The organism is Haloarcula vallismortis ATCC 29715, assembly GCF_000337775.1.
GTDB classification, from domain to species: Archaea; Halobacteriota; Halobacteria; order Halobacteriales; family Haloarculaceae; genus Haloarcula; species Haloarcula vallismortis.
Genome location: NZ_AOLQ01000038.1, coordinates 31507 through 56076 on the forward strand (window position 1 = coordinate 31507; position 24570 = coordinate 56076).

Consider the following 24570-nt stretch of genomic DNA (forward strand, 5'->3'; position numbering starts at 1 on the left):
AGTCAGCACACTGTCAGCAGTACTCCTCTATACCTGTTGAATCAGGCACTGGGGACAGCTATCAGCTGGGTAACTAGACACCCCGGACGTGACGGCAGTCCTCCGCACACGTCCGCTACCGTCCAAAGTCCACAGCGGACCCACACCGGATTCGTTGGCTGCAACCGACGGTCGCCGTACCGGTCTGTGTGTTACTCGAACCGTTTGCGGACGCTCTCGGCGTGTGCTTCCAGCCCTTCGGCTTCGGCGAGGGTCGTAATCGTGTCAGAAAGATCGTCCAGCGACTCCGCTGAGAGCCGCTGGACAGTTGTCGACCGGACGAACGTGTCCACGGAGAGGCCGCCGGTGACTCGCGCGCTGCCGCCGGTCGGCAGGACGTGGTTCGTGCCGGTCGCGTAATCGCCAGCGGCGACCGGGCTGTACGGGCCGAGGAACACGGACCCGGCGGACGGAATCCGTTCAAGCAGCGATTCGTCGTCGTCGGCCTGTATTGAGAGGTGTTCGGCGGCGTACTCCTCTGCGAAGAGGACAGCCTCGCTCATCGAGCGAGCAAGGAGGACGCCGGAGGCGTCGTTGTCCAGTGCGGCGCGGATGACCGCCTCGCGCTCTCGGCCGTCGACCTGCTCGTCAACAGCGGCCGCGACCTGTTCTGCGAGTTCTTCATCGTCGGTGACGGCCACGACCGAAGCGTTCTCGTCATGTTCGGCCTGTGCGACGAGGTCGGCCGCGACCAGTTCAGGGTCCGCATCGCCGTCAGCGACAACCATGATTTCGGAGGGGCCAGCGAGGAAGTCAATGGCAACGTCGCCGCGAACCTCGGCCTTTGCTGCCGTGACCCAGCGGTTGCCGGGACCGACGACGATGTCGGTCGCGCTCACGGTTTCAGTTCCGTAGGCCAGCGCCGCGATGGCCTGTGCGCCGCCGACCTGATAGACGGCGTCGGCCCCGGCGACGTGGATGGCAGCCAATGTGACGGGATTGACCTCCTCGGCTGGTGGGGTGGCGACGGCAACGTGTTCGACGCCGGCGACCTTCGCTGGGATGACGCCCATCAGCGCGCTGGAGGGGTAGGCCGCCGTGCCACCGGGCGCGTACACACCAGCACTATCGAGCGGCTGATAGCGACGACCGAGTTCCCGCCCCTCGAAGTCGTCGTGCCAGTCTTCCGGGACCTGCCGCTCGTGGAACGCGCGGATATTCGCCGCGGCGTCCTCGATGGCCTCCCGCACCTCGTCGTCGATTTCCTCGTATGCTCGCTCGGCGGCGTCCGTGATGTCGATGTTACCCACCGACACGCCGTCGAACTCCTCGGCAAAGCGTCGCAGCGCCACGTCACCCTCCTCGTGGACCTGCGAGACAATATCGCGCACGTCGTCTCTGACGGCGTCGACACCGGCATCGCGGTCGAAGAAAGCGGCCCGTTCGTCGGGACCCAGGTCGGCTATCGTCCGTACGTTCATACCCTTGGTTCGGGACGGGGCAAAAAACGGGTTTCCCTTCGTCGGTCAGAAACGACACTGAAGCCGAGCACGGGAGAGACGCACCGGTTCATCGGTCGAGAGCGACTGCAGAATCGAAGGCTGTCGGAACACAGACGGCAGACGCAGATGTTCACCCCACTGCTACTCGTTCCCTCGTCACCGTTTTCCGGCGCTCGGGCATACGCCCAGTATGGATTCAGTCGACGACCATCGTCGCCGCGCGACCGACCTGCCCCCAGCGACGGCCGAGTATTTCGCGCCCGAACTTGCGACGATTGAGAGCTATCTGGACACCGTCCCGCCAACTATCGACACAGCGACCGGCGACGCCGCGGTCGGCCCGATACACACCCTCCCGTGGTTCTACGTGGCCGACCTGACCGGCTGGCGCGGTAGTACGCTCGCCCGACTGCTGGCCGCAGAGCAGGACGCCGCCTGCTACGAACTCTCCGCCGGCGCTGCGGACGCAATCCCGGCTCTGTGGTCACTCATCGACGAGAGCGGCAACGGTCCCGTCGTGCTCCATCTAGATCTTCAGGGCGAAGGCGGGCGGATTCCACGAACGCTGCAGGAGGCGCTCCGACGCGGCTACGTGCACACCCCTGAGGGCTGGGACGAACCGGTGCGTGGCGACCCAGCGAACCTCCACGTTGTCTTCACCGATACGAACCCCTCGAAGCGGCTGGCTGTGCCACTGCCCGCCGCGACCACGCCGCACACGGGCGCTGTCCTCTCGTATGCACCCCGCCGGAGCATGCTCCCGGAACGGCCCGATGGGACGACCGTGCTCTCCGATCCGCCAGCGCTCCACGACCGCGAAGCCGAACTGGAGGGGTTTCTGCTAGCCGCGATAGCTGAGTACGGCGACGACGACGCCAGAGAGCAGTACGTCGACCATGCCGTGGAAATCCTGTCGATTACCCACTCGCTCATCGGGAAGCGCGACCTGCTGTTCGACGTGTCGCCGCGGCCGGCGCTGAAATACGGGACGCTGCTGGACAGGCTTTCGGTCGGTGCAGCGACGGAGCGACTCGGCCGGGACGTGCTCGGGCAGGTGCCACAGAGCCCCGGGAGCGAGGATATCCGGGCGACGTTGCGGGACTTACTGCCGGAGTGACAGTGAAAGAATGGTCGCGGGCCAGGCGCGTCAGTTCGCGTCGCTGACGATTTTGATGACCGATCCTTCTTCGAGTTCCGTTTCGTCGCTGATACGCCGGTTCTCGCGGGCGTCGACAGCGTGGATGTAGCCGTCGCCGATATCCGAGTGGACAGCGTAGGCGAGGTCTTTGGGCGTCGCGCCCTGGCGCAGCAGGAACGCGTCGGGGAGGACGTTCTCCTGCCCATCAGTCCAGTGCGTTTCGTTCTGGACAGGGTAGGCCGTCAGGTGGTCCAGCAGGTCGTAGACGGCGGTGTCGAGTGCGCCCTGAACGCCAGTGCCGCCGTACTCCTCCATCACGCCGCGGATGCGGTTCAGTCCCTCCCGTTGCTGGTCGCTCACGTCGCCGACGATGTCGAAGTCCGGGTCGCCCGGGTCGTAGTCGATGACCCCGGCCTGCGCGGCGTTGCGTAGCGCGAGTTCGCCGTCGGCCGTCGCGGGGACGACCACGTCGGCGGCCTCCTGCAGGGCCTCGATGTTTCCATCCGGGGCGATATCGGCCTTGTTCGCGACGACGACGAGCGGTTTCGTCCGCTGGCGGATCTCCGTCGCCAGCGCCTCGCGGTGCTCGTCGGTCCAGGCGATGGGGTCCTCGGGGTACTCCAGGTCCCGCAGCGTCCGCGCCACATCGAGTTCGGAGGCCCCGACCCCGGCCAGCATGTCCGCGAGCGACTCGTCGAGCTTGAAATCCGGCGAGCGGGACTGGCGCTCGATGGACTCCCAGTTGCGCTCGACGATGCTGGCGAGCCACAGGTCCATCTCCTCCTCGACGAAGTGCACGTCCTCGACGGGGTCGTGCTCGCCGACCTCGACGGGTTCGCCCTCGGCGTCAGTTCCGCCGGAGGCGTCGACGACGTTGAGGATTACGTCGGCGGTCGACAGCTCGTCGAGGAACTGGTTCCCGAGGCCGCGACCCTCGTGTGCGCCGGGGACGAGGCCGGCCACGTCGATGAGCTCCACCGGAACGTAGCGTTTGCCGTCCCGGCAGTTGTCGTCGCCACAGCGTTCCTCGCGGTCGAGACAGGGGCACTCCGTTCGGACGTGGCTGACCCCGCGGTTGGCGTCGATGGTCGTGAACGGGTAGTTCCCCACGTCCACGTCGGCCATCGTCGCCGCCTTGTAGAAAGTAGACTTGCCGGCGTTCGGTTTGCCGGCCAGCGCGATAGAGAGCATGCCAGGATTTACCAGTGGCCCCCGAAAGGGGGTTTCGGTTCGGCCCTACAGGCTGACCCGCTCGCCGCGCTCGTCGCTTCGCTCGATGGCGTCGAGGACACGCTGTGCGGCGAGTCCGTCGGCGAAGGACGGTTCCTGTTCGCCGCCGTCGGCCACGGCCGAGAGGAACTCGTAGTTCTCGTGGACGAACGTGTGCTCCCAGCCGATGACGTGGCCGGGGGGCCACCAGTGGTCGACGTAGGGGTCCTCGGCGTCGGTGACAAGCACCTGCTGGAACCCGCGGTCACCCTCGGTGAGCACCTGCAGTTCGTTCAGCCGTTCGAGGTCGAACTTCACCGCGCCCTTCGACCCCTCGATTTCGATGGTGTGGGCGTTCTTGTGCCCGGTGGCGACGCGGGAGGCCTCCAGTGTTCCCATCGCGCCGCTGTCGAACTCGATCTGCGCGCTGTAGGCGTCGTCGACGGTCACCGGGCGCGTCTCGTCGCTTCCCTCAACTGGCCGTTCCTCCGTGAACGTCCGAAGGTGGCCGCTCACGTCGGTTATCTCGCCGGCGGCGTCGCCAAGCAGGAACCGGGCCAGGTCGACCGTGTGCGAGCCGAGGTCGCCCAACGCCCCGCTGCCGGCCATCTCCGCGTCGTTGCGCCAGGACCACGGCGCGTCGGGGTCGACCAGCCAATCCTGGAGGTACTGCCCGCGGAAGTGGTGAATCTCGCCCAGTTCTCCGTCGTCGATGAGCCCCTTGGCGTACTGGATTGCCGGGACGAAGCGATAGTTGAACGCCGCGCCCGCGGGCACGTCGGCGTCGGCGGCGGCCTCGGCCATGTCCTCTGCCGTATCGAGCGTGGGTGCGAGCGGTTTCTCACAGAACGTCGGTGTGCCGGCCGCAAGCGCTGCGATGGACGGTTCGGCGTGGACGTGGTTCGGGCCGAGATTGTAGAACACGTCCACCTCATCGATGATGTCCTGCCAGTCCGTCGCGATGCGGTCGAAGCCGAACTGGTCGGCCGCCTCGGCCAGCGCGTCCTCGTCGCGACCGACGAGTACGTCCTTGTTGACGGCCGGCGCTTCGGGGAAGAACATGGGGAGGCGGTCCAACGCGTTTGCGTGGGCCTTGCCCATGAATCGATAGCCGAGCATGCCGATGTCGAGGGTCATACCCGACTGTTCACTCGGGGCCGAAATAACGCTCATGGTGACGGCAGGGCGGCGGGCCGCTTCGAGGGAAAAGACGAAACGGGATGCGCGCGTTGCTCCTGCATGGCCACTGAAACGACCGTTCGTATCGAGGACATCATGTCGACGCCGCTAGAGACGATTTCTGCCGACGAAACCGTCAAAGCGGCCGCGACGCAGATGCAGGCCCAGAACATCAACGGAATCTTTGTCCCGGGGGCACAGGCAGGTATCATCACGACGACCGACATCGTCGACGCCGTTGCAGCCGGCAAGGACCTCTCGACGGCGACTGTGGGCGACGTGATGACCTCGCCGGTCGAGCGGGTGACGACCTCGCTCGAACTGGGCGAGGCCGCCGCGATGATGACGACCTACGACATCAAGCACCTCCCGGTCATCGACGAGCATCAGGACTACGTCGGCATGGTGTCCTCGACGGATATCACGCAGGCGCTCTCCTGAAAGCGGTTTTTCGCCGGCGGACGCTCTTCGGCTAGATGAAGTCGTCTAGGCCAGTCGCGTCACCGTCGTTGTCACCCGTTCCGGGTAGCGCATCGGCGATAGCCGAAGTGAACGAGTCGAGCCCGCGCGTCTGATACCAGACCGTTCCGGGGCCGGTGAAATCCATCACCAGTCCTTCGCCGCTGAGTAGCGTCGACTTCAGCCCGCCGACACGGTGGGCGTCAAAATTGACCGATTCCTCCCAGGCGACGACGTGGTCGTTGTCGATGGTGTAGGACTCGCCGGCGTCGAGTTCAACGGTCTCCAGCCCGCCGAAAGCCTCGATGAGGACGTTCCCGGTCCCTTTCAGCGCCAGCGGCGTGATACTCGCGCCAGCCAGCAGCGACTTGATGCCGCCGAACTCCGAGTCGATATCGATGTCAGGGTCGGCCGCGAGAAACGCCCCGTCGACGGCGTACAGCGTCTCGCCGGTGAGTTCGTGGTGGTGAACGTCGCCGGGCGTCGGCGGCGCGAGGGTCAGCGTGCCAGAGCCGCCCCGTGCCGTGAATTCGTTTGCGAGCAGCGATTCGCCGCCGAGCATCGATTTCGCGGAGCTGAGGAGGCCGTCCCGGCTCGTCGTCGTCTCGATTTCGATGGTCGGCGAGTGGCTGACCATCGCGCCGGGTTCCGCGAGTATTGATTCACCGCTGTCGAGGTCGGCGCGGACGTGCGTGTACGAGGGCTTGTGTGTGAGTTCGATGTTCATCGGGTGTCACTGGATACGGGAATCCAATCGGAGTATCACACAGACATAATATAAGCGTACGTGCCCGAAAGCGCCGCACTATCGCCCGTATCGGTCACTCAGCCCAGTAGGCGTCGCCGGGCTGCGTTTCAAATACGGCGCGGTCAAGCACGTCCACGGCCTTCTCTAATCCCTCGCGAGCACTGGTCAGCGAATCCTCGTGTTCGATGGAGAGCGCGCCGTCGTAGCCGACCATCCGCAGGGTCGACACCACGTCCTTCCAGTGGGACTCCCCGTGGCCGTAGCCGATAGAGCGGAACAGCCACGACCGGTCCGACTCGTCCGTGTACGGCGCGGTGTCCAGCACGCCCTTCTCCCGGGCGTTTGACTCGTACACCTTCGTGTCCTTGGCGTGGAAGTGGTGGATGGCGTCGTGTTCGCCGAGCAGGCGGATGGCCTCGGTCACGTCGATGCCCTGCCAGTACAGATGCGACGGGTCGAAGTTCGCGCCGATGCGGTCGTTCGTCCGCCGGCGCAGTTCCAGCAGGCCGCGGGGCTCGTACACCAGCATGTTGGGATGCATCTCGATGGCGACATCCACGTCGTGTGCGCCCGCGTGAGCCGCGAGGTCCGACCAGTACTCGTCGGCGACACGCCACTGGTACTCGTGGGCGTCGGCGTGTTCGGTCGGCCACGGCGCGGTGATCCAGTTCGGAACTTCGTCGTCGGGACCGCCGGCGGGCAGGCCGGAAAAGCCCGTGACGGTGTTCACGTCGAGTTGGTCGGCCAGCCGGATCGCTTCCCGGAGTTCCGTATCCGCTGCTGCGGCGCGGTCGTCGTCCGGATGGAGCGGATTGTTGTGGGTCGCCAGCGCACTCACCCGGAGGTCGTGCTCGTCGAGGAGTGCTTCGAGTTCGGCCTGCTTCTCCTCGTTGTCGAGATACGCCTGCCGGTCGAGGTGGTCGTCGCCGGGGAAGCCGCCACACCCCAGTTCGACCGCATCGACGCCCAGATCGCTGAGATACGCCAGTGCCTCATCGAGCGACTGCCCGCCGAGGGGAACGGTTAGTACACCGATGTCCATAGCCGGCGATACAGCCGGTGACAAAAAAAGCGTACTGCCGCCGCTCTCGTCTCGCTGTCCGCCCGACAAGCGGTACGGCCCAGAGATGAGGCCGGAACAGGTCGCGGCGTAAAGGATTAACGCCGGGAGTTCGGTGGTATTGTCATGATTGTGGCCGTACTCGGAACCGGAAAGCGGGGGCGGGATATCGCACAGCGATGTGTCCGTGCGGGCCACGAAGTACGTCTTCGGGGAGCGGATGCGACGGCTGTGATGGACCGAGTCGACGAGATCCGGCGGGCACTCAACGGAGATGTCTCGGCCAGTATCGACGGAACTACCGGGCTCGAAAGTGCTGTCAGCGGCAGCGATATTGTCGTCGACGCAATCGACGGCGGGACGGACAGCCACCGGGAAGTGGTCGCCGAAACAGAGACAATGGTCGAGGCGGAGACGCTCATGGCCGTCAGCGACACGTCGCTGTCGGTGACCGCAGTGGCGACCGGCCTCCGGAGCCCGGACCGGGCAGTTGGTCTCAACCTCGTCGACCCGCCCGACGGCGCAGTCGTCGAGGTCGTCATCGCTGCGCAGACGACGGCGGCGACCCGCGACCGGGTGACTGACTTCGTCGAGAGCCTGGATGCGTCGCCGGTCGTCGTCCGCGACACGCCGGGGTTTGCCGCGCTTCGGCTCGAACTCGCGACCATCGCCGAAGCGATCCGGATGGTCGAGGACGGTGTCGCCGGAATTCGTGATATCGACCGGACGTTCGAACGCGGCGACTCGGACCGTGACGGGCCACTGGTCCGCGCCGACCGCCACGGGCTGGAAACGGTGTTAACCGCGCTCGAAGACCTCTCTACGCGGCTGGACGAGCGGTTCGAGCCGCCAGCGTTGCTCCGACAGAAGGTCGAGGACGGACAGCGGGGTGCTGTCGCCGGCAAGGGATTCTACGTCTGGGAAAACGGCGTTCCCACGACCGGTGCCGAACCGGACCCGGACGTACCAACACGGGATAGTGAGCCCGATCTCAGATGAGCAGGCAAGAGGACCAGCCGGCCGAGCTGGATGCAGATGACGACGAATTCGCGGCCCTGTTCGACGAACTTCAGGAACTGGAACAGCTCGTCGACTCCGAAGACGAGCGACAGCAGGTCCGGGACGCGATGCGCGCGGCCGCTGAGTCACAGGATCACGAAGCGGCGACCTTCGGCCGGGTCGTCTGGGGCTTCGGCCGGTCCGACCTCGCGGAGGCACTGCTAGGGTCACTACTGTTCGGGATTCCGATGGCTGTCGAAGGCGGAACGGTCGACGCCGGGTTGCACATCGCCCAGCACCCGCTGTACCTCGCCGCGACGCTCGTCATCGCTATCGGACTGGTCATTTCGATTCTGTACGTCGCCGACTTTCAGGACGTGCGCGTCGCCAACCCCATCTTCGGACTCGTCCCTCGCCGACTCGTCGGCGTCACCGGGACGGCACTCGTCGTCTCTGTCGCGCTCCTTACCGGCTGGGGGCTCGTTGAGTGGTCGACCGACCCGGTGGTCGTCTACCGGTCGGCCTGTATCTGTGCCGTGGCGTTCGTCCCGATGGCAATCGGTGCTGCGCTCGGGGACATCCTGCCCGGGAACTAGAGCCATGGCAGTCTCTCGCGGTGGCGGTCGCGTTTGGCAATCGTTAAAAGCCGCGGTCGGATACGGAGTGGTATGAGCGAGAGCCAACAGAAACAGGCGCGCAAGTGCGTCTCGTGTGGCATCAACATCGCCGGCACGAACGCCGCCGCGTTCAAGTGCCCGGACTGTGGCCAGCAGATCTACCGCTGTGCCACCTGCCGGAAGCAGAGCAACCTCTACAAATGCCCGGATTGTGGCTTCATGGGACCATAACAATGGGGAAAGTAGCAGCCAAGATCAAGGTCATGCCGGAGAGCCCCGAAGTCGACCTCGACGACCTGCAGGAGCGTCTCGAGGGCGTGCTTCCGGAAGGAACGAAGATCAACGGGTTCGAGCGCGAGGACGTCGCCTTCGGCCTCGTCGCGCTGACGCCGACGGTCATCGTCCCTGACGACTCTGGCGGCACGGAAGCCGTCGAAGAGGCCTTTGCGAACGTCGATGACGTCGAGTCGGTCTCCATCGAGAGTACCGGTCGCCTGTAATCGACTCGCCGCTGTCGTTTTCCACTCGGTACTGTAGCGACTGCAAGAGCGTGACCAGCGACGGCCGCGGAACGCACGTTTTATTAGGGCGACCGGATTAGCGAGGAGCAAGAATGCCTAGTTCAAACGGACCCCTCGAAGGAACACGAGACAAGCTCAAGAACAAGCCCCGCGACCGCGGCACCTCGCCGCCACAGCGCGCCGTTGAAGAGTTCGACGACGGCGAGAAAGTCCACCTCAAGATTGACCCATCCGTGCCCAACGGCCGCTTCCACCCGCGATTCGACGGCCGGACCGGTACTGTCGAAGGGACGCAGGGTGACGCGTACAAGGTCGACATCGTTGACGGTGGCAAGGAAAAGACTATCATCGTCACCGCTGCGCACCTGCGCCGGCAAGAATGACAATATTCAAAGAGAAAGTCAGTGAGGAGTTCCTGACGGTCGCGGAGACCAAAGAGATACTCGAGGACCTCGAAATGGAGCGAGCGGCCGAGGAGGACCGCGAGATGCGCTACGAGCTCAAGCGGGCGATCGAGCACGTCAACCGCTTTGCGGTCCTCGACCCAGAAGAGTCGCTGCAGCTGGTCGAAGACCTCGAAGAACTCGAAAAGGTTGACACCCCGACGGCCTACAAAATCGCGAACCTGCGGCCGCTGGACCGCGACGAACTCCGCGCCGTGTTCGCAAAGGAGCGGTACACCCTTGACGGCGACGAACTCGACGATATTCTCAATATCGTCAAGCAGTACGCATAGCAAGAGCCTCGTCAGTTCGGCTCGTCGCCGCTCACTCTGATTTCGTAGGCGATTAGCAACGCGAACTGTATTCGCGTTCTACTGTCGGTGGGCCAAACACAGAGACAGCGACGGCGCTCGGTGAAGCGGTTCGAGGCATCCACCGGCATTAAGTGTGCTGTGCTCGTACTGCCTGACATGACTGAATCGGAGAGCGGCGGCGACTCTATGATGGCGGCTGTCCTCGATGTCCTCCCACACGGGCGGCCCGGAGACGACCGGCCACAACACCAGAAGGAGCCGCTCGCGTACGCGCTCGATATCGACGAGTTCTACATCTACGAGTTGCAGCTCGACGACAAGGACGTTGACATCGCGTTCGGTGACCGTGTTGACCTGACAGAGTTCGGCCGCGTGACCGAAGTCGAGTTCGAGGATATCCCGAGCGGTGCCCGTTCGGAACTCGATTACGCCGTCGAGGAAATCGTCGAAGCAAACGAGCAGCGGTTCGTCGACTTCTACAACGACGCCCAGCCGATTACGCTGCGACTCCACCAGCTGAACCTCCTGCCGGGCATCGGGAAGAAGCTCCGGAACACGATTCTCGACGAGCGAAAGCGAAAGCCCTTCCAGAGCTTCGAAGACCTCGAAGAGCGCGTCAGCGGTCTCCACAGCCCCAAAGAGACGCTTGTCGAACGGATACTCGAAGAGCTACAGGACGACGACCTCAAATACCGGCTGTTCGTCCGGCGCGAGGAGCAGTCCTCCTGAGACTGTCGGCTGCAACCAGCTGACCTTACAGCCACCAGTGTAAGGCGACCCTTTTCTACCGCGACCCGCTACGGCTCGCTAATGACTACGACCGAGACTGGGAGTCGGGACCCTGACGCACTTGTCCGACGGGCCGGCAAGCGGGCCGACACCCGGCAGGACCAGCACTTTCTCGTCGACGACCGAGTACTCGACCGGATTCCGGGGTACGCAACGGATGCGGGCGTCGACCTCTCGCACGTACTGGAGATCGGCGCAGGCCCGGGTGCACTGACCGACCGCTTACTCGCGGCAGCGGACAGAGTGACTGCAGTCGAACGCGATCCCGACTTCGCAGCCCATCTCCGCGAGGAGTTCGCTGATGAAGTCGCGGCTGGCCGCCTCACTGTCGTCGAGGGCGACGCGCTCGAAGTCGACCTGCCGGAGTTCACCGCCAGCATCTCGAACCTGCCATACGGTGCGTCCTCGGAGATCGCGTTTCGGGTGCTCCCGGAGCAGCGCCCGCTCCTATTGATGTTCCAACAGGAGTTCGCCGAGCGGATGGCTGCCGAACCGGCAACGGACGACTACGGCCGGCTGTCGGTCACAGCGGGCCACTACGCCGACGTAGAGATCGTCGAGACGGTTCCGCCCGAAGCGTTCGATCCGCAGCCCCGCGTCACGAGCGCGCTCGTCCGGACGACGCCGCGACAACCCGACTACACCGTTCCCAGCGACGACTTCTTCATGGACTTCCTGAAGGCGGTGTTCACTCAGCGCCGGAAGACGATGCGCAACGCCGTCCGGAACACGGCCCACATCTCCGGGCTGGGCGACCCCGACGCGGTGGTCGACGCCGCCGACGAAGAGCTGATGAGCGCCCGTGCCGGGAAGCTGACGCCGGCCGACTTCGCCACGCTGGCGACACTCGCCTACGAGGTCGGCCAACCGGAGGCCTGAGATGGACGAGGAAACGGGCGACCCGAATGGGGACGGCGACTCTGGCGACCGTCCCTCGCTGGCCGACCAGCGCGGCGTCGAATCGGTGTATCAGCCCGCTGAGGACTCGGACCTGCTGGCCCGAACAGCCAGCGAGCGAGTCGACGGAGGCGATACCGTGCTCGACGTGGGGACGGGCTCTGGCTACGTCGCCGCGACGCTCGCTGAGGCCGGCGCGCGGGCGGTCGGAGTCGACGTGAGCCCGCTCGCGTGTCGAGAGGCCGCCGACAACGGCGTCCCGGTCGTTCGCGGCGATCTTGTCGAGCCGTTCCGGGCAGATGCCTTCGACCTCGTTGCGTTCAATCCGCCGTATTTGCCGACCCCGCCCGAACAGGAGTGGGACGACTGGATGGAACACGCGCTGTCGGGGGGCGAAGACGGCCGCCGGCTCGTCGACCCGTTTCTCGAAACCGTCGAGCGCGTGTTGGCCCCGGGCGGCGAGGCACTCATGCTCGTCAGCAGTCTCACGGACCCGGAGGCAGTGCGAGCGTATGCGAGCGAACACGGACTGGCGAGCGAGCAGCTTGCGAGTGAAAACCACCCGTACGAAGTGCTCGTCGTCCTGCGGTTCTATCGAGAGTGATTACTGCAGAGCATTTTATTGAATAGGAAATATTAAAGCCCGTCATTTCCTACCCAACAGCAATGACACAGGTAATCGCCACGACCCCTGGGCTCTTTCCGCTTCCGGACTGGGCCAAGGACGAACTGGCAGATCTGAAGGGCCATCAGAAGACTGACCTCATCTCGGGCGACGAGTCCGGCGAGGTCGTCGCGGCCTACGACAAAGCCCGCGAAGAAGTCATCTCCGTCCAGCAAGACGCCGGGCTCGACCGCATTGTCGAGGGCCAGCTCCGCTGGGACGACATGCTCGCGCATCCACTTGCGGTCCACGACAGCGTGGAGACGAAAGGTATCGTCCGCTACTACGACAACAACAACTTCTATCGAGAGCCGGTCGTGCAAGGTGACCTCAGTGCTGACGGCGGCGACGTGGCCGCTGACCTCGGTGCTGCTGCCGACCACGTCGATTCCGGCCTGCAGGCAGTCCTCCCCGGGCCGTACTCGCTTGCGGACCTCGCTACGGACGAGCACTACGGCGACGACGCCGCGTTCCTCGATGCTATCGCCGACTTCCTCGTTGAGGAAGTGAACGCCTTCCCCGACGTGGAGACGCTGTTCCTGCTTGAGCCATCGCTGGTCGAGAACGCGCCGGCCGACGGCGAGGACGAACGCGCCGCCGCGGCAATCGATGCCGTCGCCTCGGCCGCCGACGCCGAAGTCGTCGCCCACACCTACTGGGGGGCCATCGAGGAGAAGGCCTACGCACACCTGATGGACGCTGACGTGGATGCTATCGGCTTCGATCTCGTCGCGAACCACGACCAAACCGTTTACAACGTTCAAGAATACGGCACCAAGGACAACGTGGCGCTGGGCGTCGTCAACGGGCAGAACACGCTCGTCGAGTCGCCCGAAACGATTCGAGACCGTATCGACTGGTTCGAACAGCAGACAAACACCGCGTACGACACGGTGTACGCGACGGCAAACACGGAAACGTTCTATCTTCCGGTGAATAAGTTCGAAGACAAACTCAAAGCGCTCGCAAACGCCGCTGATCTGGAGGCGGCGGAGGCATAACGATGACAGGACCACGAGACCAGTTCAAGCCGGCGGACCACCCGAACGACCACTTCCTGCTGACGACTGTCGTCGGCTCCTACCCCAAGCCAAAGTGGCACGACCGTGCCCGAGAGCTGTTTGAGGACGAGGACGCAGACTTCGGCGCCGAGGAGTGGGAAGAATCGAAAGACGACGCCTCGCGGCTCATCACCCACGAGCACGAGCGCGCGGGCCTCGATGTCATCTGTGACGGCGAGATGCGCCGCAACGAGATGGTGGAATACTTCGCCCACCGCATCGACGGCTACGAGTTCAACGGCCGCGTGAAGGTGTGGGGCCACAACTACTTCGACAAGCCAAGCGTCGCTGACGAGGTCGAGTACGGCGAGCAGTGGCTCGTCGAGGAGTTCGAGTTCACCGACGAGGTCGCCGAACGTCCGGTCAAGGTCCCCATCACGGGGCCGTACACGCTGGCGAACTGGTCGTTCAACGAAGTGTACGACAGCGAGGAGCAGCTAGCCTACGAGCTTGCAGACCTCGTCAACGAGGAGATCGAGGCGCTGGTCGAGGCCGGCGCTCGCTACATCCAGATCGACGAGCCCGCCCTCGCCACGACGCCGGACGACCACGCTATCGTCGGCGAGTGTCTGGAGCGCATCGTCGACGAGATTCCCGACGACGTGCGCCTCGGCCTGCACGTGTGTTACGGCGACTACTCGCGCATCTACCCTGAGATTCTGGACTACCCGGTCCACGAGTACGACCTGGAGCTCGCCAACGGCGACTACGACCAGCTCGACGTGTTCAAAGAGCACGAGTTCACGAAGGACTTCGCCATGGGCGTTCTGGACGCCCACACCGCGGAGGTCGAGTCAGTCGAGGAAATCAAGGAGAACATCAAGAAGGGACTGGAAGTCGTACCCCCAGAGCGACTCACCGTTTCGCCGGACTGTGGCGTGAAGCTCCTGCCCCGCGAGGTCGCCCGCGGCAAGATGGAGAACATGGTGCAGGCCGCCCGCGAAATCGAGGAAGAACTGGACGCCGGCGAAATTGACGTTGTCGCGAGTGGTGCGGAAGCGCACGCCGACGATTAGCGAGATTTGAGCGGAGCGAAAATCTCGGACTCGTCGAACGGGGAACAGAGTGACCCGTGAGACGACTGAATCGACGAGGAGGGCGGCCGCGAGTTGGTAACCGTTTTTGTCGCGGACGAATAGCGAGGACCCGAACACAGCGGAGCTCTCGGAGAATCGGACAGGGGATGTGAGGTCCCCGGCTCGAACCTGAACGTTGAATCTGTGAACGGGGGTTCACAAGCAGTGTCGCTGGAGGAGCGGCAGGCGTCCACACACAGTGTCGCAGGACTGACCGTATTTTCGACGAAAGTTGGCTACGATTTCGGCAGCTATCGAATATCCTCGGGCGCACCGCACCCGGATCCGGCAAATGTCGCAGGCAGGTACAGCGATGGTATCGGGTGCGGTAGCAGGCAAGACCTGTGCACTCGCTGGCCACCACTCTCTCGAACAGGCCATCACAGGGTAACCTGCGCACAAAACCGCCCGACAAGCAACCATTATATTTCTTATATATACTCGGATTCGTCAGCTAAACTGGAAGCCATTCATCGGTAGTTTGTTCGATAATTGTCGAAGCTAACATCGACCTGAGAGGAAGATAACTGTTGCCGTACTAATAATATAAGGGGCTTCCACATTCAGGCAAATACGCCATATTATACATATAGAGCCCCACATACACCTGATTTTCAGTCTCCTGCTTTGTGTGGTGTGTTGGCACGAAATCTGGGAAAGAGTTTTGAGGGTCTCTGGAGAAGCTAGCGATGAGAACGCTATGACAGGGGACACACATCTTCGGGCTGAACTGTATCTTCGCGGAGATACCTACGGCACATTCGACGCGCAACAGCAAGTGCTCAATCGAGTGAAGCGACTGGAGGCCAACGGCGTGTTCAGCGAGTCGATGGTCGCCGGTGAGTGGCAGCGAATCAGGACGATGGCAGAGGACAAGCGGTCGGAAGCCATCCAGACATACGAGGAGTTCACAGACTGGGCGGCCCGGAACCATCACTCGCTCGAACCGGCGTTCGAGCGACGGAACCGGAGCTATGTCGGGATGGAGCAGGTCGACGACGTCGTCGTTTTCCCGGTCGTTTCGCTGGCGATCTATGACAGCGACGACCTAGAGGGCGTGTTCCCGTGCTCGGACGAGGAACGCACCTACACTGTCGGCGACGCGCTTGAGGCCTTCGAGCGCGGCGACGAGGACTGGCTTGCACAGTTCGACGCCCTGTCGGTCGACCGGACCGACCCACTGCTGGAACCGGGCGTCGACGCGACGATTTAACCGCGCAGCGCGTCGACCGGTTCTTCGCTCGCTGCTTTCCAGGCCGGGTACAGCCCGCTGACGATACTCGTCAGCACCCCAAACGTGAACGCCGCGCCGACGTACCAGGCGTTTGGCAGCCTGAAGACGGCCATCGCATTGCCGACGGCGTAGTGATTTATCGCCAGTCCGGCACCGAGACTCAGAATGACACCAGCGATGCCACCGAGGAATCCGAGCAGCGTCGCTTCCATCAACATCACTTTGAGGACATCCCGCTTCTGATAGCCGACCGCCCTGAGGACGCCGATCTCCTCCCGTCGTTCGACGGTGGACATCAGCATGACGTTGAGAATGGAGATGCCAGCCACGAGCAGCGAAATCGATGCGATACCGGCGAGGACGGTGTTGATGATCTGGAACTGCTCTTCGATGGTGTCGACGAGCGAGCCCAGTTCCTGAACGACGACCCGCTGCTCGCGGTCGTTAAGCGCGCCGCGGATCCCCATCGCGGTCTCGTTGGCCTGTGTCCCGGTCGACTCGATAACGTACACTTCCGAGTAGCCGCGCTGGCTGAACGACGTAGCCGGCATGATGATTCGGTTATCGGGGTTCGTCGAGGAGAACGGGTCGCCCTCTTCGAGGACGGCCCGGACGCGGACACTGGTCCCGTTGACAGTAATCTGGCTCCCCGGATGCAGTTCGTGCTCCTCTGCGACATCTGAGCCGACGAGTGCACCGGATCGGAACGGCGATACCCGTCCCTCCTTGGCCTCGTACAACGCGGCGGGGTCCTCAACGCCGTATATTGTTTCCCTGATTGCGTCCTCGCGGTTGTACGACACCGGCTCTACACGTGTCTTTACCGGCGACACAGTCGCTGTTGGACTTGTCTCTCTGCGAATCGTACGGATATCGCGTTCGGTGAGCTCAGTGATGTTTTCCCCGGAGTTCGGGTACACCGTGAGTTGATTCCCGACGTTGCCGAGGTTCTGGGTAAACGAGTACTGGAGCGCAACGCCGAACATCCCCAGCGAAGCGATGGCGACGACGCCGATGACGATACCCAGCGACGCCAGCAACGACCGCATCTTCGTCCGCGTGAGGTTGCGCCGCGCCATCAGCGCGGCCGGGAAGAACCTACCCGCCATTCTTCCGCTCCCTCCCGATAGTGCCGTCGACTAAGTGGACAGTGCGGTCAACGTACTCGTTGACGAGGTCATCGTGCGTGACTGCGACGATGGCCACGTCGTCCTCGTCGGCGATGCGGCGGAACTCGTCGAGTATCTGTCGTCCGGTTTCGCTGTCGAGGTTGCCTGTCGGTTCGTCGGCGAGAACAACCTTCGGGCTGTTGATGAGCGAGCGCGCGATTGCGACGCGTTGCTTCTGGCCGCCGGAGAGTTCGTCGGGCTTGTGATCCAGTCGGTCGCCGAGCCCAAGCCGCTCTAGAAGCGCTCTGGCCCGTTTTTTGACTTTCGGATCACTGTCCAACAGCAGTGGTACCTCGACGTTCTCGACGGCAGTCAGCGTCGGCAGGAGATAGAAGTGCTGGAACACGAACCCAATCGTTTGCTTCCGGAGTCGCGTCCGCTTGCTGTCGCCGAGTCCGGTCACGTCCTGCCCCTCAAGCAGGACGGTCCCTTCCGTCGGCGTGTCCAGCAGCCCGAGGATGTTCAGCAGGGTCGTCTTGCCACTACCGCTTGGCCCCATAATCGAGACGAACTCGCCGGATTCGAGCGCGAAGTCGATCCCCGCCAGTGCGTACAGGGTCTGGCCCCCGGTACGGTACCGCTTGACCAGCCCCTGTGCGTCGATAACCGTCATACCTCGATATCGTCGTCACTGCTTCGGTAGCGGCGCACGAGGACACCGACGACGACCAGCAGTGCCAGTCCGCCGGCGATGAACACCGGCAGCATGCTGTTTTGGTCCTCATCCTCGCTGTTGCCGTCCTGACCCGCCGGCTGCTGTGCCGAACCGCCCATTCGGTCGATATCTACGTCGAACGTCTGTCGCTTCCGCGTGTCGTCGACGAGATACGTCACCTCCAGTGGCACTGACGTGGCGTTCCCCTCCGTCCGTGCGTACACGTCGAAGGAGACGAAGTCGCTGGCTGGGACCGTCCCGACGAAGTAATCGCGGTTCGGAGTTGCCGGCGTGACGTTTTCGGTATCGACGACGCTGACGAGGACGCTGTCCGCATCTGTCGAGCCAACGTTGCTCGCACTCCCTGAAATCTGGAGGCGCCCGCCCTGTCGGACCACGTCCAGACCAGTGATGTCAATCGTTCCCGGGACGGAGCGAAGCGTCGTTTCGGTGGTGGCCTGCTCCGTTTCGGACCCCAGGTCGTAGTTGGCCGTGACGGTGACGTCTGCCTGTGGCTCGTCCATCGTGGCGTTCAGTCGCACCTGCCGGGTCGTGCTAGCTGAGATGTTCTCAAGCAGGACGCGCTGGAACGACGCGTTCTCCGACGTTGCGCTGACCATGACATCCGAGAGCGGCGCGTTGGCTCCGTTAGAGACGGCGACCCGCAACGCGCGGTCGGTGCCGCTACCGACTGCGGTCGTGTCGAGCTCTACGCTGTTGCGGAGCGGGTCCGCGTCGATGACCGTCGTGCGGGTCGTGGTGCGTGTGGTGTCGCCGTCGACCGTGTAGCTGACCGTCGCGGTCAGTTCGTGCTCGCCGGCAGATTCAGGCCGGAACCGGAACGGGGCAGTCATCGACCCGTTCTGTTCGACGCGTGAGCTGACTGTGCGGCTCTCCGTCATCTCGACGCCGTCGCCTTCGACGACGACTTCGACGTTCGTTATCTGGGAATCGAGTCCGTTTGCAACGGTGACTTCACCCGCCGATTCAACGCCAGCGACGGAGTCGTTAGTCGTGATATCCACCTGCGGGTGACGCTCTTCGATGTTTAGCTTCACCGGATATCTGAGTTCGACGTTCTCGCCAGTTCCGCGGTCACGGCCGTACGCGATGACGCGGAGGTCCTTGCTGCCGGACGAATCGAAGGACGCGGTCAGGGGTACCTCAAGCGTGCTGCCCGGCGAAATCGAGCCCAGATCCGAGACGCGTTCGTACTCGGTGACACCTCGTCCGCCAGACTTCCGGATTGCAATGGCGTTGATTTCGAGCGGGGCGTCGCTGCTCTGGAGATTTCGGACCGTCGTGTCAAACGTGACGGTCTCACCCGGCGCTGGTGACGACGGCGAGACGTCGACGTTCGAGACGGACGCGTTGACGCTTGCGCCGGCGACCGAGAGCGGAAGCGAGCCGACGACTACTAAGCAGGCCAGTACAGCCGCACCGTGGCGCATCAGGCAGTCACCTCTGAGTGCAGTAATCGTCTGCTGGTCCGACGACTCATCGGGAGGACGCTATCGGGGACCGTTACCATGTGCGCCGGTCCGTTCCGGTCAGTGTTAAACATGCTGCATATCTTCGAGTGGGAAACTGATATCATAGCGCCCCTCCCAGCGGTGGATATGCGCGTCATCTGTGCCGGGCACGTCAACTGGGACGTGACGCTCCGCGTCGACCACCTCCCGGAGCCCGACGGCGAGGGGCGTATCGCCGACCGGTCACAGTCTAGCGGGGGAAGCGCATCGAACGCGGCCGTTGCACTGGCTGGGCTCGATGCGGACCCGCTAGTCCTCGGTAGCGTCGGCCGGGACGACCACGGAACCATGGTCCGGCGCGAACTGGCTGCCACCGGCGTCGAGACGGTGTTGATCGAATCTGACGACCCGACGGCCGTGAAGTACCTCATCGTGGACGAGAGCAGCGACGTTGCAGTGCTTGGAAACGACGGGGCCAACGAGGCGTTCGGCGCGGCAGACCTCCCGGCCGAAACCTTGGCCGAGGCGGACCACCTCCACCTGACCGGCCAAGACCCGACGACGGCTGCAGCGCTCGCACGCGACGCCACGGCCGCGGATGTTCCGGTAAGCTTCGACCCCGGCCGCCGGCTCCCGTACCGCGATTACTCGTCGGTGCTCTCACATGCGGATATCCTGTTTTGCAACGACCGGGAGGCCGACCATGCCAGAGACAGCGGGCTCTTCGAGGCAGTGCCGACAGTTGTGGTCAAACACGGGGACTGCGGTGCGACAGCCCATATCGGTGACCAGACGGTCACGAACGCCGGGTATCCGATAGAATCTGTGGACACTGCGGGCGCGGGCGACGCGTTCGCCGCCGGGTATCTGCTCGCCAGCGCACGGGAGATCGGGCCAGAGCGCGCGCTCGCGGTCGCCAACGCCTGTGGCGCACTCGCAGCGCAGTCACCCGGCGCACAGACGACGCTCGACTGGGAGTCTGTGTGGGAGCTTGTCGACAGCGAGCGCTCATCGGAACCGGTTTAGTTTGCCTGTATCTCCTCGACGAGCCGCTCGAACTGCTGGCGGTACTGGGCTTCGGCGCGAGCGGTGGCGAGGCCGGACTCGTCAGCGAAGGCGGCGTTGAAGCCGGCCATTCGCCACAGGAGCGTCGAGAGCTGATAGAGGGGGCGTCGCTGTTCGTACCCTTCGTCGAACTCCATCGGGCGCATCTCCTGATACCCCTCGTGAAATACCGTCCGGAGCGAGGCACGCAGTTCCGGGTCCTGAAACGACGAGTCGATAAAGAGGAACTCTGTCTGTGCGAGGTTGTACTCCGGCAGTGCCGCGAGTACGTCCTGCCAGTCGAGGACGGCCGTGATCGGCGCGTCCGCCGTCTGCTCGAACATCAGGTTCGCCGGCCTGAAATCGTCGTGAACCAGTCGCGGAACGCCGTCCTTTGGCACCATACTCAGTGCCGGTTCGATACAGTCCCACGCCCGGTCTGTCATGTCCTCGAAAGGCGTCCCATCAAGATGAGAAAGGTGTGATCTGGTGAGACGCTCGAAGTACTCCCGCCAGTCCCCCATCCAGTCGCTCACGATGATCCGGTCGTCGTGGAGCGTGAGTCGACCGAACGCCTCGAACCCGATCTCGGAGTGCATATCTCCGAGGATACGACCGGACTGGGCCAGCACCCGTTGTCGGTCGTCGGTCGAAAGCCCGGCGAACTCCTCGGCCAAGTTCTCGCCGTGAATGCGTTCGGTGACGAAATACGGCGGGACATCGGCGTCGGGGTTGTCCTCGTAGACGAGGATGCGTGGAACAGGGACATTTGTCCGACCGGCGACGAAGTCGTGGAGACAGGGTTCGACGGCGAACGGGACATCGCCCTGTGGCTTGAATTTCACGACCACCTCGTACGCCTCGCCGTCGTGGCGCAGCGTTACCATGTAGACATCGCTCTGGTGGCCCCCACCCGGAGTCTCAAACTGGAACCCCTCGTAGTCCGGGCCTGATTCTTTCAGCACAGCTTCGATGTCCTGTTCCGGGGTCTGCACTGACATACCTTCTAGTGGGCGAGCAAATAAATCTGTCAATCCCGCCACGGACAGCACTGGCACCCGGTCCAGGCGCTGTCGGTGGCCATCTCCACGCTACCAGGAGTGAAACGGTGAGACTGGTTTCGTCCCGTCTGTCACTTCGAATCGCGCGCCGCCGGCTCTACTCTTCGTCACTGAGATATCCCAGCCGTGGGCGTCGGTGATCTGGGCAACGATAGACAGGCCGAGGCCGGTGTCACCGCCGGAGAACCCGTCGACTGAGAGGAAATCGTTCACTTTATTCGATGGGATGCCCGGTCCGTCGTCGGCGACGTAGAAGCCGGTTACTCGGCTCCCATTCCGCTCATCCGCACGGTCTATCCCGGCTGCCCCGCCGTCGACAAGTGGCCCGACCCAGACGGTCGCCTCGTCGCCTGCGTGGTCCGCAGCGTTCCGAAAGAGATTCTCGAACACCTGTTTGAGGCGGTTCTGATCACCGAACACTGGAGCGGACCCTTCGATATTCAGCGTTGCGTCAGCCGTTCTGGCCATCTCCCAGGTCTGTTCGACAATGGTATCGAGTGAGATAGCGGTTCGGTCTTCGACTGCATACCCTTTGTTTGCGAGGGTCAACAGGTCGTCGATGAGCGCTTCCATGCGGGCCACACCCTCTTCCGCGTCTTCGAGGTGGGACAGGTCACCGGTCTCTCGAACGAGTTCAAGCCGTCCTTCGACGACGTGAAGCGGGTTTCTGAGGTCGTGTGAGACGACGCCGATGAACTGTTCCATCCGGTCGCGCTGGACGCGGAGGTCGTGTTCGCGCTCGGCCTTCTGCAGTGCCGCCTGAACGTGTGTCGCGTACATCCGGGCGAGTCGAACCGCTTCATCGTCGAACGTAACGGGGGTTAGCGACCCGATGTTGATAACGCCGTACTCGGCAAGCGGGAGGATAATCTCGCTACTGACAGGGGAGTTCTTGTTGTACTGGCTTCGCTCGCTGTCGAGTTCGGAGTACGTCCGCACTTCGTCCTGCTCGAACGCCTCCCACGAGAGGCTGTTGCCGGGCCGGTAGGTCACCGGCCAATCAAACACCTCGTCAGCCCGCTCCGTCGACGCGGCCAACTGCAGCTCCGTAGCGTCGCTGTCATACAGCCACAGCCCTCCGAGTGGCACGTCGAACACGGACGCAATCCCCGACATTGCGATCTCGCAGATCTCTCTCTCGGACTCCGCAGTCATCAGCTGCTGTGTTACAGCCTCGAACGAATCGAGGTCGAATGTAACAGTTAACTCCCCACCCATCCCGTACAAATCATGCAACTTCCTATATAAAACTCGGTGTTTCTGTGTCAGTGATACGTTGCATGGCGTCACCGGTTCGCCGATGTCGCGGGACCTATGTATCCACAGCCCTCAGAGAGCGGTATGCGAACGGTCGAAATCGACGGCCTCCCGGTGGGCGATGGCCATCCGACACGCGTCATGAGCGTGCTGAACATGAGTTCGAACTCCGGGTACAAGCCGAGCGTGTATCTGGACCCCGCGGAAGCCGCCGACGCAATCGAGGAGAACCTCGTCCCCGCCGGCGCGGACATCATCGATGTCGGCCTTCAGTCGGCGAACCCCAAATACGAGTCCAAACCGGTCGAGATGGAGAAAGACCGGCTCGAAGAGGTCGCGCCGCTGGTCGACGAACTCGACGCCGATGTGCCGCTGTCGCTCGAGACGCGCTATGCTGAGGTGGCCGAGGCGGCCATCGGCCACGGTTTCGACCTCATCAACGACGTATGTGGCTTTGCCGACCCGGACATGAAAGGCGTCGTCGAAGACCACGATATGCCGGTCGTCAAGATGGCTAGCCCGCCGGACCTTGCCAGACCCGGCGCGCTGAAGACAATCGACGACATCTTCGAGGCACTCCAGCGGGACGGGTTCACGGACAAGACCATCATCGACCCGGCCTTCGGCGGCTGGTACGACGGCAAAGAGTTCGAAGACAACTGGGAGATGTTCCGTCGGCTCCGGGAATTCCGTGCCTTCGACCGGCCGATGCTCACCGCGACCAACCGCGAGGACTTCCTCGGCGACCTGGCCGACCAGCCCGAGACGGAGAACCAGCTCGCGGTGTCGCTGGCCGCGGCGACGATGGAGGTCGAACGCGGTGCACACATCATCCGAACGCACGACACGCAAGAGACACATGATGTGGTTAAAGTGGCCGACGCACTCGGTGACGAGCGGACGACGCGGCCGGAGACCGACGCTGGCCCCACCGTGTCGGAACTGACGGACGTGACGCTGCGGGAGGTGGCCCGCCATCAGGCCCTCGGCGAGACGGTCGCTGGCGGCACCGACGACGGCGCGACGCTCACGTTCCTGCTCGGCGACCTGACCGACGACGCCCGCGCGAGCATCCGGGCTGTCGCCGAGGTGACTGACGTGGTGGTCGTCGAGAAAGACAGCGGCAGTCTCTACGTCGGCGGTTCCGCGGCTGCACTGAAAGTCGTCACCGACAGCCTCGCCGAGGATGGCCATCGGGACCTCGCCGGTGAACTGCGAGCGTCCCTGTCCCGTCGCGTGTAGTGGCGCAACTGGGCCGTACCACAGCGACGATTTTTCACGGGTATCTGTGTAGCAGTCTGAACAGACAGTGGCTATCCGTGGGGGCGAGCGAACTACGCGGAGCGGTCTGCGAGGGAAGCGGTCACTAGCCGCGCATCAAATTCAGGACCTCATCGACGACATCCGGTTCGACGGCGATAACGTAGCGGCTCCCTGGTGTCAACGTCGTGTCGGCACGGGCGATTCGCTCACCGTTATCGTCGGAGACAACGAGGGTGCCCTCGGGGAAGCGTACGTCTGTAAGTGCTTTTCCGGCGGCCGGAGCGCCGTCAGCGACGCGGACGAGCATGATATCGAGGGTGCCTGTCACGTCGGCAAGCGTCTGGACATCGCTCCCGAGGATTTCGTTCGCCGCCACCCTCGCACCAGCCTGTTCGGGAAAGACCACCGCATCGACAAATCGAGTGTACGCTTCACCGGCTGTGCGGTCGATACGTGCGACCGTCCGGATATCTGGTGTCAACTCCGAGGCAGCTAAACAGACCGCGAGGTTCAGTCCGGTTTCACCGGTGAGCGCGGCAACCGCGTCCGCTCTGTCGATGCCTGCCTGTTCGATGATCTCCGGATTCGTCGCGTCGCCACGGATAACCGTCGCTACCCACTGGTCGGCAATCTCCGAGACCATCCGCTCGTCGCGTTCGATTATCGTCACGTCGTGACCGCGGTCGGCGAGTATCTCGGCTGTCTGGAAGCCGACGCGGCCACCGCCTGCGATGATAATGTCGAGTGTTCTGGTCATGAG

Annotated in this window: 27 protein-coding genes; 16 read left to right on the top strand and 11 right to left on the bottom strand. The window is 63.5% G+C overall.

Going from position 1 to position 24570, the window contains the following annotated elements; genetic code table 11:
• Window positions 1-191 precede the first annotated feature (191 nt).
• The gene (gene hisD / locus C437_RS08915; RefSeq protein ID WP_004516611.1) at window positions 192-1460 is read right to left on the bottom strand and encodes a histidinol dehydrogenase; all 1269 of its coding nucleotides are present in this window, start codon (window positions 1458-1460) and stop codon (window positions 192-194) included.
• A gap of 211 nt (window positions 1461-1671) precedes the next feature.
• Between hisD and C437_RS08920 the strand changes: the two genes are divergently transcribed.
• The gene (locus C437_RS08920; RefSeq protein ID WP_004516612.1) at window positions 1672-2598 is read left to right on the top strand and encodes a hypothetical protein; all 927 of its coding nucleotides are present in this window, start codon (window positions 1672-1674) and stop codon (window positions 2596-2598) included.
• A 30-nt stretch (window positions 2599-2628) separates the two neighbouring features.
• Here the strand turns inward: C437_RS08920 and C437_RS08925 are convergent, their stop codons facing one another.
• Both C437_RS08925 and C437_RS08930 read right to left on the bottom strand, forming a co-directional pair.
• On the bottom strand, window positions 2629-3810 hold the full coding sequence (locus C437_RS08925; protein ID WP_004516613.1) for a redox-regulated ATPase YchF: 1182 nt from the start codon (window positions 3808-3810) through the stop codon (window positions 2629-2631).
• 45 nt (window positions 3811-3855) lie between these two features.
• A complete protein-coding gene (locus C437_RS08930; RefSeq protein WP_004516614.1) occupies window positions 3856-4965 on the bottom strand; it encodes a Gfo/Idh/MocA family protein in 1110 nt (369 codons plus the stop codon).
• A gap of 102 nt (window positions 4966-5067) precedes the next feature.
• Between C437_RS08930 and C437_RS08935 the strand changes: the two genes are divergently transcribed.
• On the top strand, window positions 5068-5448 hold the full coding sequence (locus C437_RS08935) for a CBS domain-containing protein (protein ID WP_004516615.1): 381 nt from the start codon (window positions 5068-5070) through the stop codon (window positions 5446-5448).
• Window positions 5449-5479: 31 nt separating this feature from the next.
• On the opposite strand, the gene C437_RS08940 is transcribed toward C437_RS08935, so the two are convergent.
• A complete protein-coding gene (locus tag C437_RS08940; protein WP_004516616.1) occupies window positions 5480-6193 on the bottom strand; it encodes a TIGR00266 family protein in 714 nt (237 codons plus the stop codon).
• Window positions 6194-6287: 94 nt separating this feature from the next.
• Window positions 6288-7256 carry a sugar phosphate isomerase/epimerase family protein gene (locus C437_RS08945; RefSeq protein ID WP_004516617.1) on the bottom strand — a complete coding sequence of 323 codons (969 nt, stop codon included), beginning with the start codon at window positions 7254-7256 and terminating at the stop codon, window positions 6288-6290.
• Window positions 7257-7400: 144 nt separating this feature from the next.
• Here C437_RS08945 and C437_RS08950 point away from each other — a divergent pair, with 144 nt between their 5' ends.
• The 12 genes from C437_RS08950 (at window position 7401) to C437_RS09005 (ending at window position 15868) form a co-directional block, all read left to right on the top strand.
• The gene (locus C437_RS08950; RefSeq protein ID WP_049919705.1) at window positions 7401-8273 is read left to right on the top strand and encodes a 3-hydroxyacyl-CoA dehydrogenase family protein; all 873 of its coding nucleotides are present in this window, start codon (window positions 7401-7403) and stop codon (window positions 8271-8273) included.
• Complete coding sequence (locus C437_RS08955) at window positions 8270-8869, top strand: hypothetical protein (protein WP_004516619.1); 600 nt, start codon at window positions 8270-8272, stop codon at window positions 8867-8869. The genes C437_RS08950 and C437_RS08955 overlap by 4 nt, the downstream gene beginning before the upstream one ends.
• Window positions 8870-8941: 72 nt before the next feature.
• Complete coding sequence (locus C437_RS08960) at window positions 8942-9121, top strand: HVO_2753 family zinc finger protein (RefSeq protein ID WP_004516620.1); 180 nt, start codon at window positions 8942-8944, stop codon at window positions 9119-9121.
• A 2-nt stretch (window positions 9122-9123) separates the two neighbouring features.
• Window positions 9124-9390, top strand: a complete 267-nt coding sequence (locus tag C437_RS08965) for an elongation factor 1-beta (protein WP_004516621.1) — start codon at window positions 9124-9126, stop codon at window positions 9388-9390.
• 113 nt (window positions 9391-9503) lie between these two features.
• Complete coding sequence (locus tag C437_RS08970; protein WP_004516622.1) at window positions 9504-9794, top strand: 50S ribosomal protein L21e; 291 nt, start codon at window positions 9504-9506, stop codon at window positions 9792-9794.
• The gene (locus tag C437_RS08975) at window positions 9791-10147 is read left to right on the top strand and encodes an RNA polymerase Rpb4 family protein (RefSeq protein WP_004516623.1); all 357 of its coding nucleotides are present in this window, start codon (window positions 9791-9793) and stop codon (window positions 10145-10147) included. Before C437_RS08970 ends, C437_RS08975 begins: the two co-directional genes overlap by 4 nt.
• 177 nt (window positions 10148-10324) lie before the next feature.
• Window positions 10325-10897 (top strand): DUF655 domain-containing protein, encoded by a 573-nt coding sequence (locus C437_RS08980; protein WP_049919706.1) that lies wholly within the window; start codon window positions 10325-10327, stop codon window positions 10895-10897.
• Window positions 10898-10978: 81 nt separating this feature from the next.
• Window positions 10979-11836 (top strand): 16S ribosomal RNA methyltransferase A, encoded by an 858-nt coding sequence (locus C437_RS08985; protein WP_004516625.1) that lies wholly within the window; start codon window positions 10979-10981, stop codon window positions 11834-11836.
• A gap of 1 nt (window position 11837) precedes the next feature.
• A complete protein-coding gene (locus C437_RS08990) occupies window positions 11838-12458 on the top strand; it encodes a HemK2/MTQ2 family protein methyltransferase (RefSeq protein ID WP_004516626.1) in 621 nt (206 codons plus the stop codon).
• A 62-nt stretch (window positions 12459-12520) separates the two neighbouring features.
• Entirely contained in the window at window positions 12521-13519 is a 999-nt protein-coding gene (locus C437_RS08995) for a methionine synthase vitamin-B12 independent (RefSeq protein ID WP_004516627.1), read from the top strand.
• A 2-nt stretch (window positions 13520-13521) separates the two neighbouring features.
• Window positions 13522-14595 carry a methionine synthase gene (locus C437_RS09000; RefSeq protein WP_004516628.1) on the top strand — a complete coding sequence of 358 codons (1074 nt, stop codon included), beginning with the start codon at window positions 13522-13524 and terminating at the stop codon, window positions 14593-14595.
• A gap of 760 nt (window positions 14596-15355) precedes the next feature.
• Window positions 15356-15868 carry an HTH domain-containing protein gene (locus C437_RS09005; RefSeq protein WP_004516629.1) on the top strand — a complete coding sequence of 171 codons (513 nt, stop codon included), beginning with the start codon at window positions 15356-15358 and terminating at the stop codon, window positions 15866-15868.
• On the opposite strand, the gene C437_RS09010 is transcribed toward C437_RS09005, so the two are convergent.
• The 3 genes from C437_RS09010 to C437_RS09020 are packed head-to-tail and all read right to left on the bottom strand — an operon-like array spanning window position 15865 to window position 19164.
• A complete protein-coding gene (locus tag C437_RS09010) occupies window positions 15865-16998 on the bottom strand; it encodes an ABC transporter permease (RefSeq protein ID WP_004516630.1) in 1134 nt (377 codons plus the stop codon). The two genes, C437_RS09005 and C437_RS09010, sit on opposite strands and share 4 nt — an antisense overlap.
• Complete coding sequence (locus tag C437_RS09015; RefSeq protein ID WP_004516631.1) at window positions 16988-17671, bottom strand: ABC transporter ATP-binding protein; 684 nt, start codon at window positions 17669-17671, stop codon at window positions 16988-16990. Before C437_RS09015 ends, C437_RS09010 begins: the two co-directional genes overlap by 11 nt.
• A complete protein-coding gene (locus tag C437_RS09020) occupies window positions 17668-19164 on the bottom strand; it encodes a COG1361 family protein (RefSeq protein ID WP_004516632.1) in 1497 nt (498 codons plus the stop codon). The genes C437_RS09015 and C437_RS09020 overlap by 4 nt, the downstream gene beginning before the upstream one ends.
• A 168-nt stretch (window positions 19165-19332) precedes the next feature.
• On the opposite strand from C437_RS09020, the gene C437_RS09025 reads away from it, so the two are divergent.
• Window positions 19333-20211 carry a carbohydrate kinase family protein gene (locus tag C437_RS09025; protein WP_049919719.1) on the top strand — a complete coding sequence of 293 codons (879 nt, stop codon included), beginning with the start codon at window positions 19333-19335 and terminating at the stop codon, window positions 20209-20211.
• On the opposite strand, the gene C437_RS09030 is transcribed toward C437_RS09025, so the two are convergent.
• Window positions 20208-21224 (bottom strand): phosphotransferase family protein, encoded by a 1017-nt coding sequence (locus C437_RS09030; protein ID WP_049919707.1) that lies wholly within the window; start codon window positions 21222-21224, stop codon window positions 20208-20210. The two genes, C437_RS09025 and C437_RS09030, sit on opposite strands and share 4 nt — an antisense overlap.
• 96 nt (window positions 21225-21320) lie before the next feature.
• Window positions 21321-22508, bottom strand: coding sequence for a sensor histidine kinase (locus C437_RS09035; RefSeq protein WP_004516635.1), 1188 nt, complete (start codon window positions 22506-22508; stop codon window positions 21321-21323).
• 123 nt (window positions 22509-22631) lie between these two features.
• Between C437_RS09035 and C437_RS09040 the strand changes: the two genes are divergently transcribed.
• Window positions 22632-23789: a dihydropteroate synthase gene (locus C437_RS09040; protein ID WP_004516636.1), complete on the top strand. Its 1158-nt coding sequence runs from the start codon at window positions 22632-22634 to the stop codon at window positions 23787-23789.
• 124 nt (window positions 23790-23913) lie between these two features.
• Here the strand turns inward: C437_RS09040 and C437_RS09045 are convergent, their stop codons facing one another.
• Window positions 23914-24567: a potassium channel family protein gene (locus C437_RS09045; protein ID WP_004516637.1), complete on the bottom strand. Its 654-nt coding sequence runs from the start codon at window positions 24565-24567 to the stop codon at window positions 23914-23916.
• Between the last annotated feature and the right edge of the window lie 3 nt (window positions 24568-24570).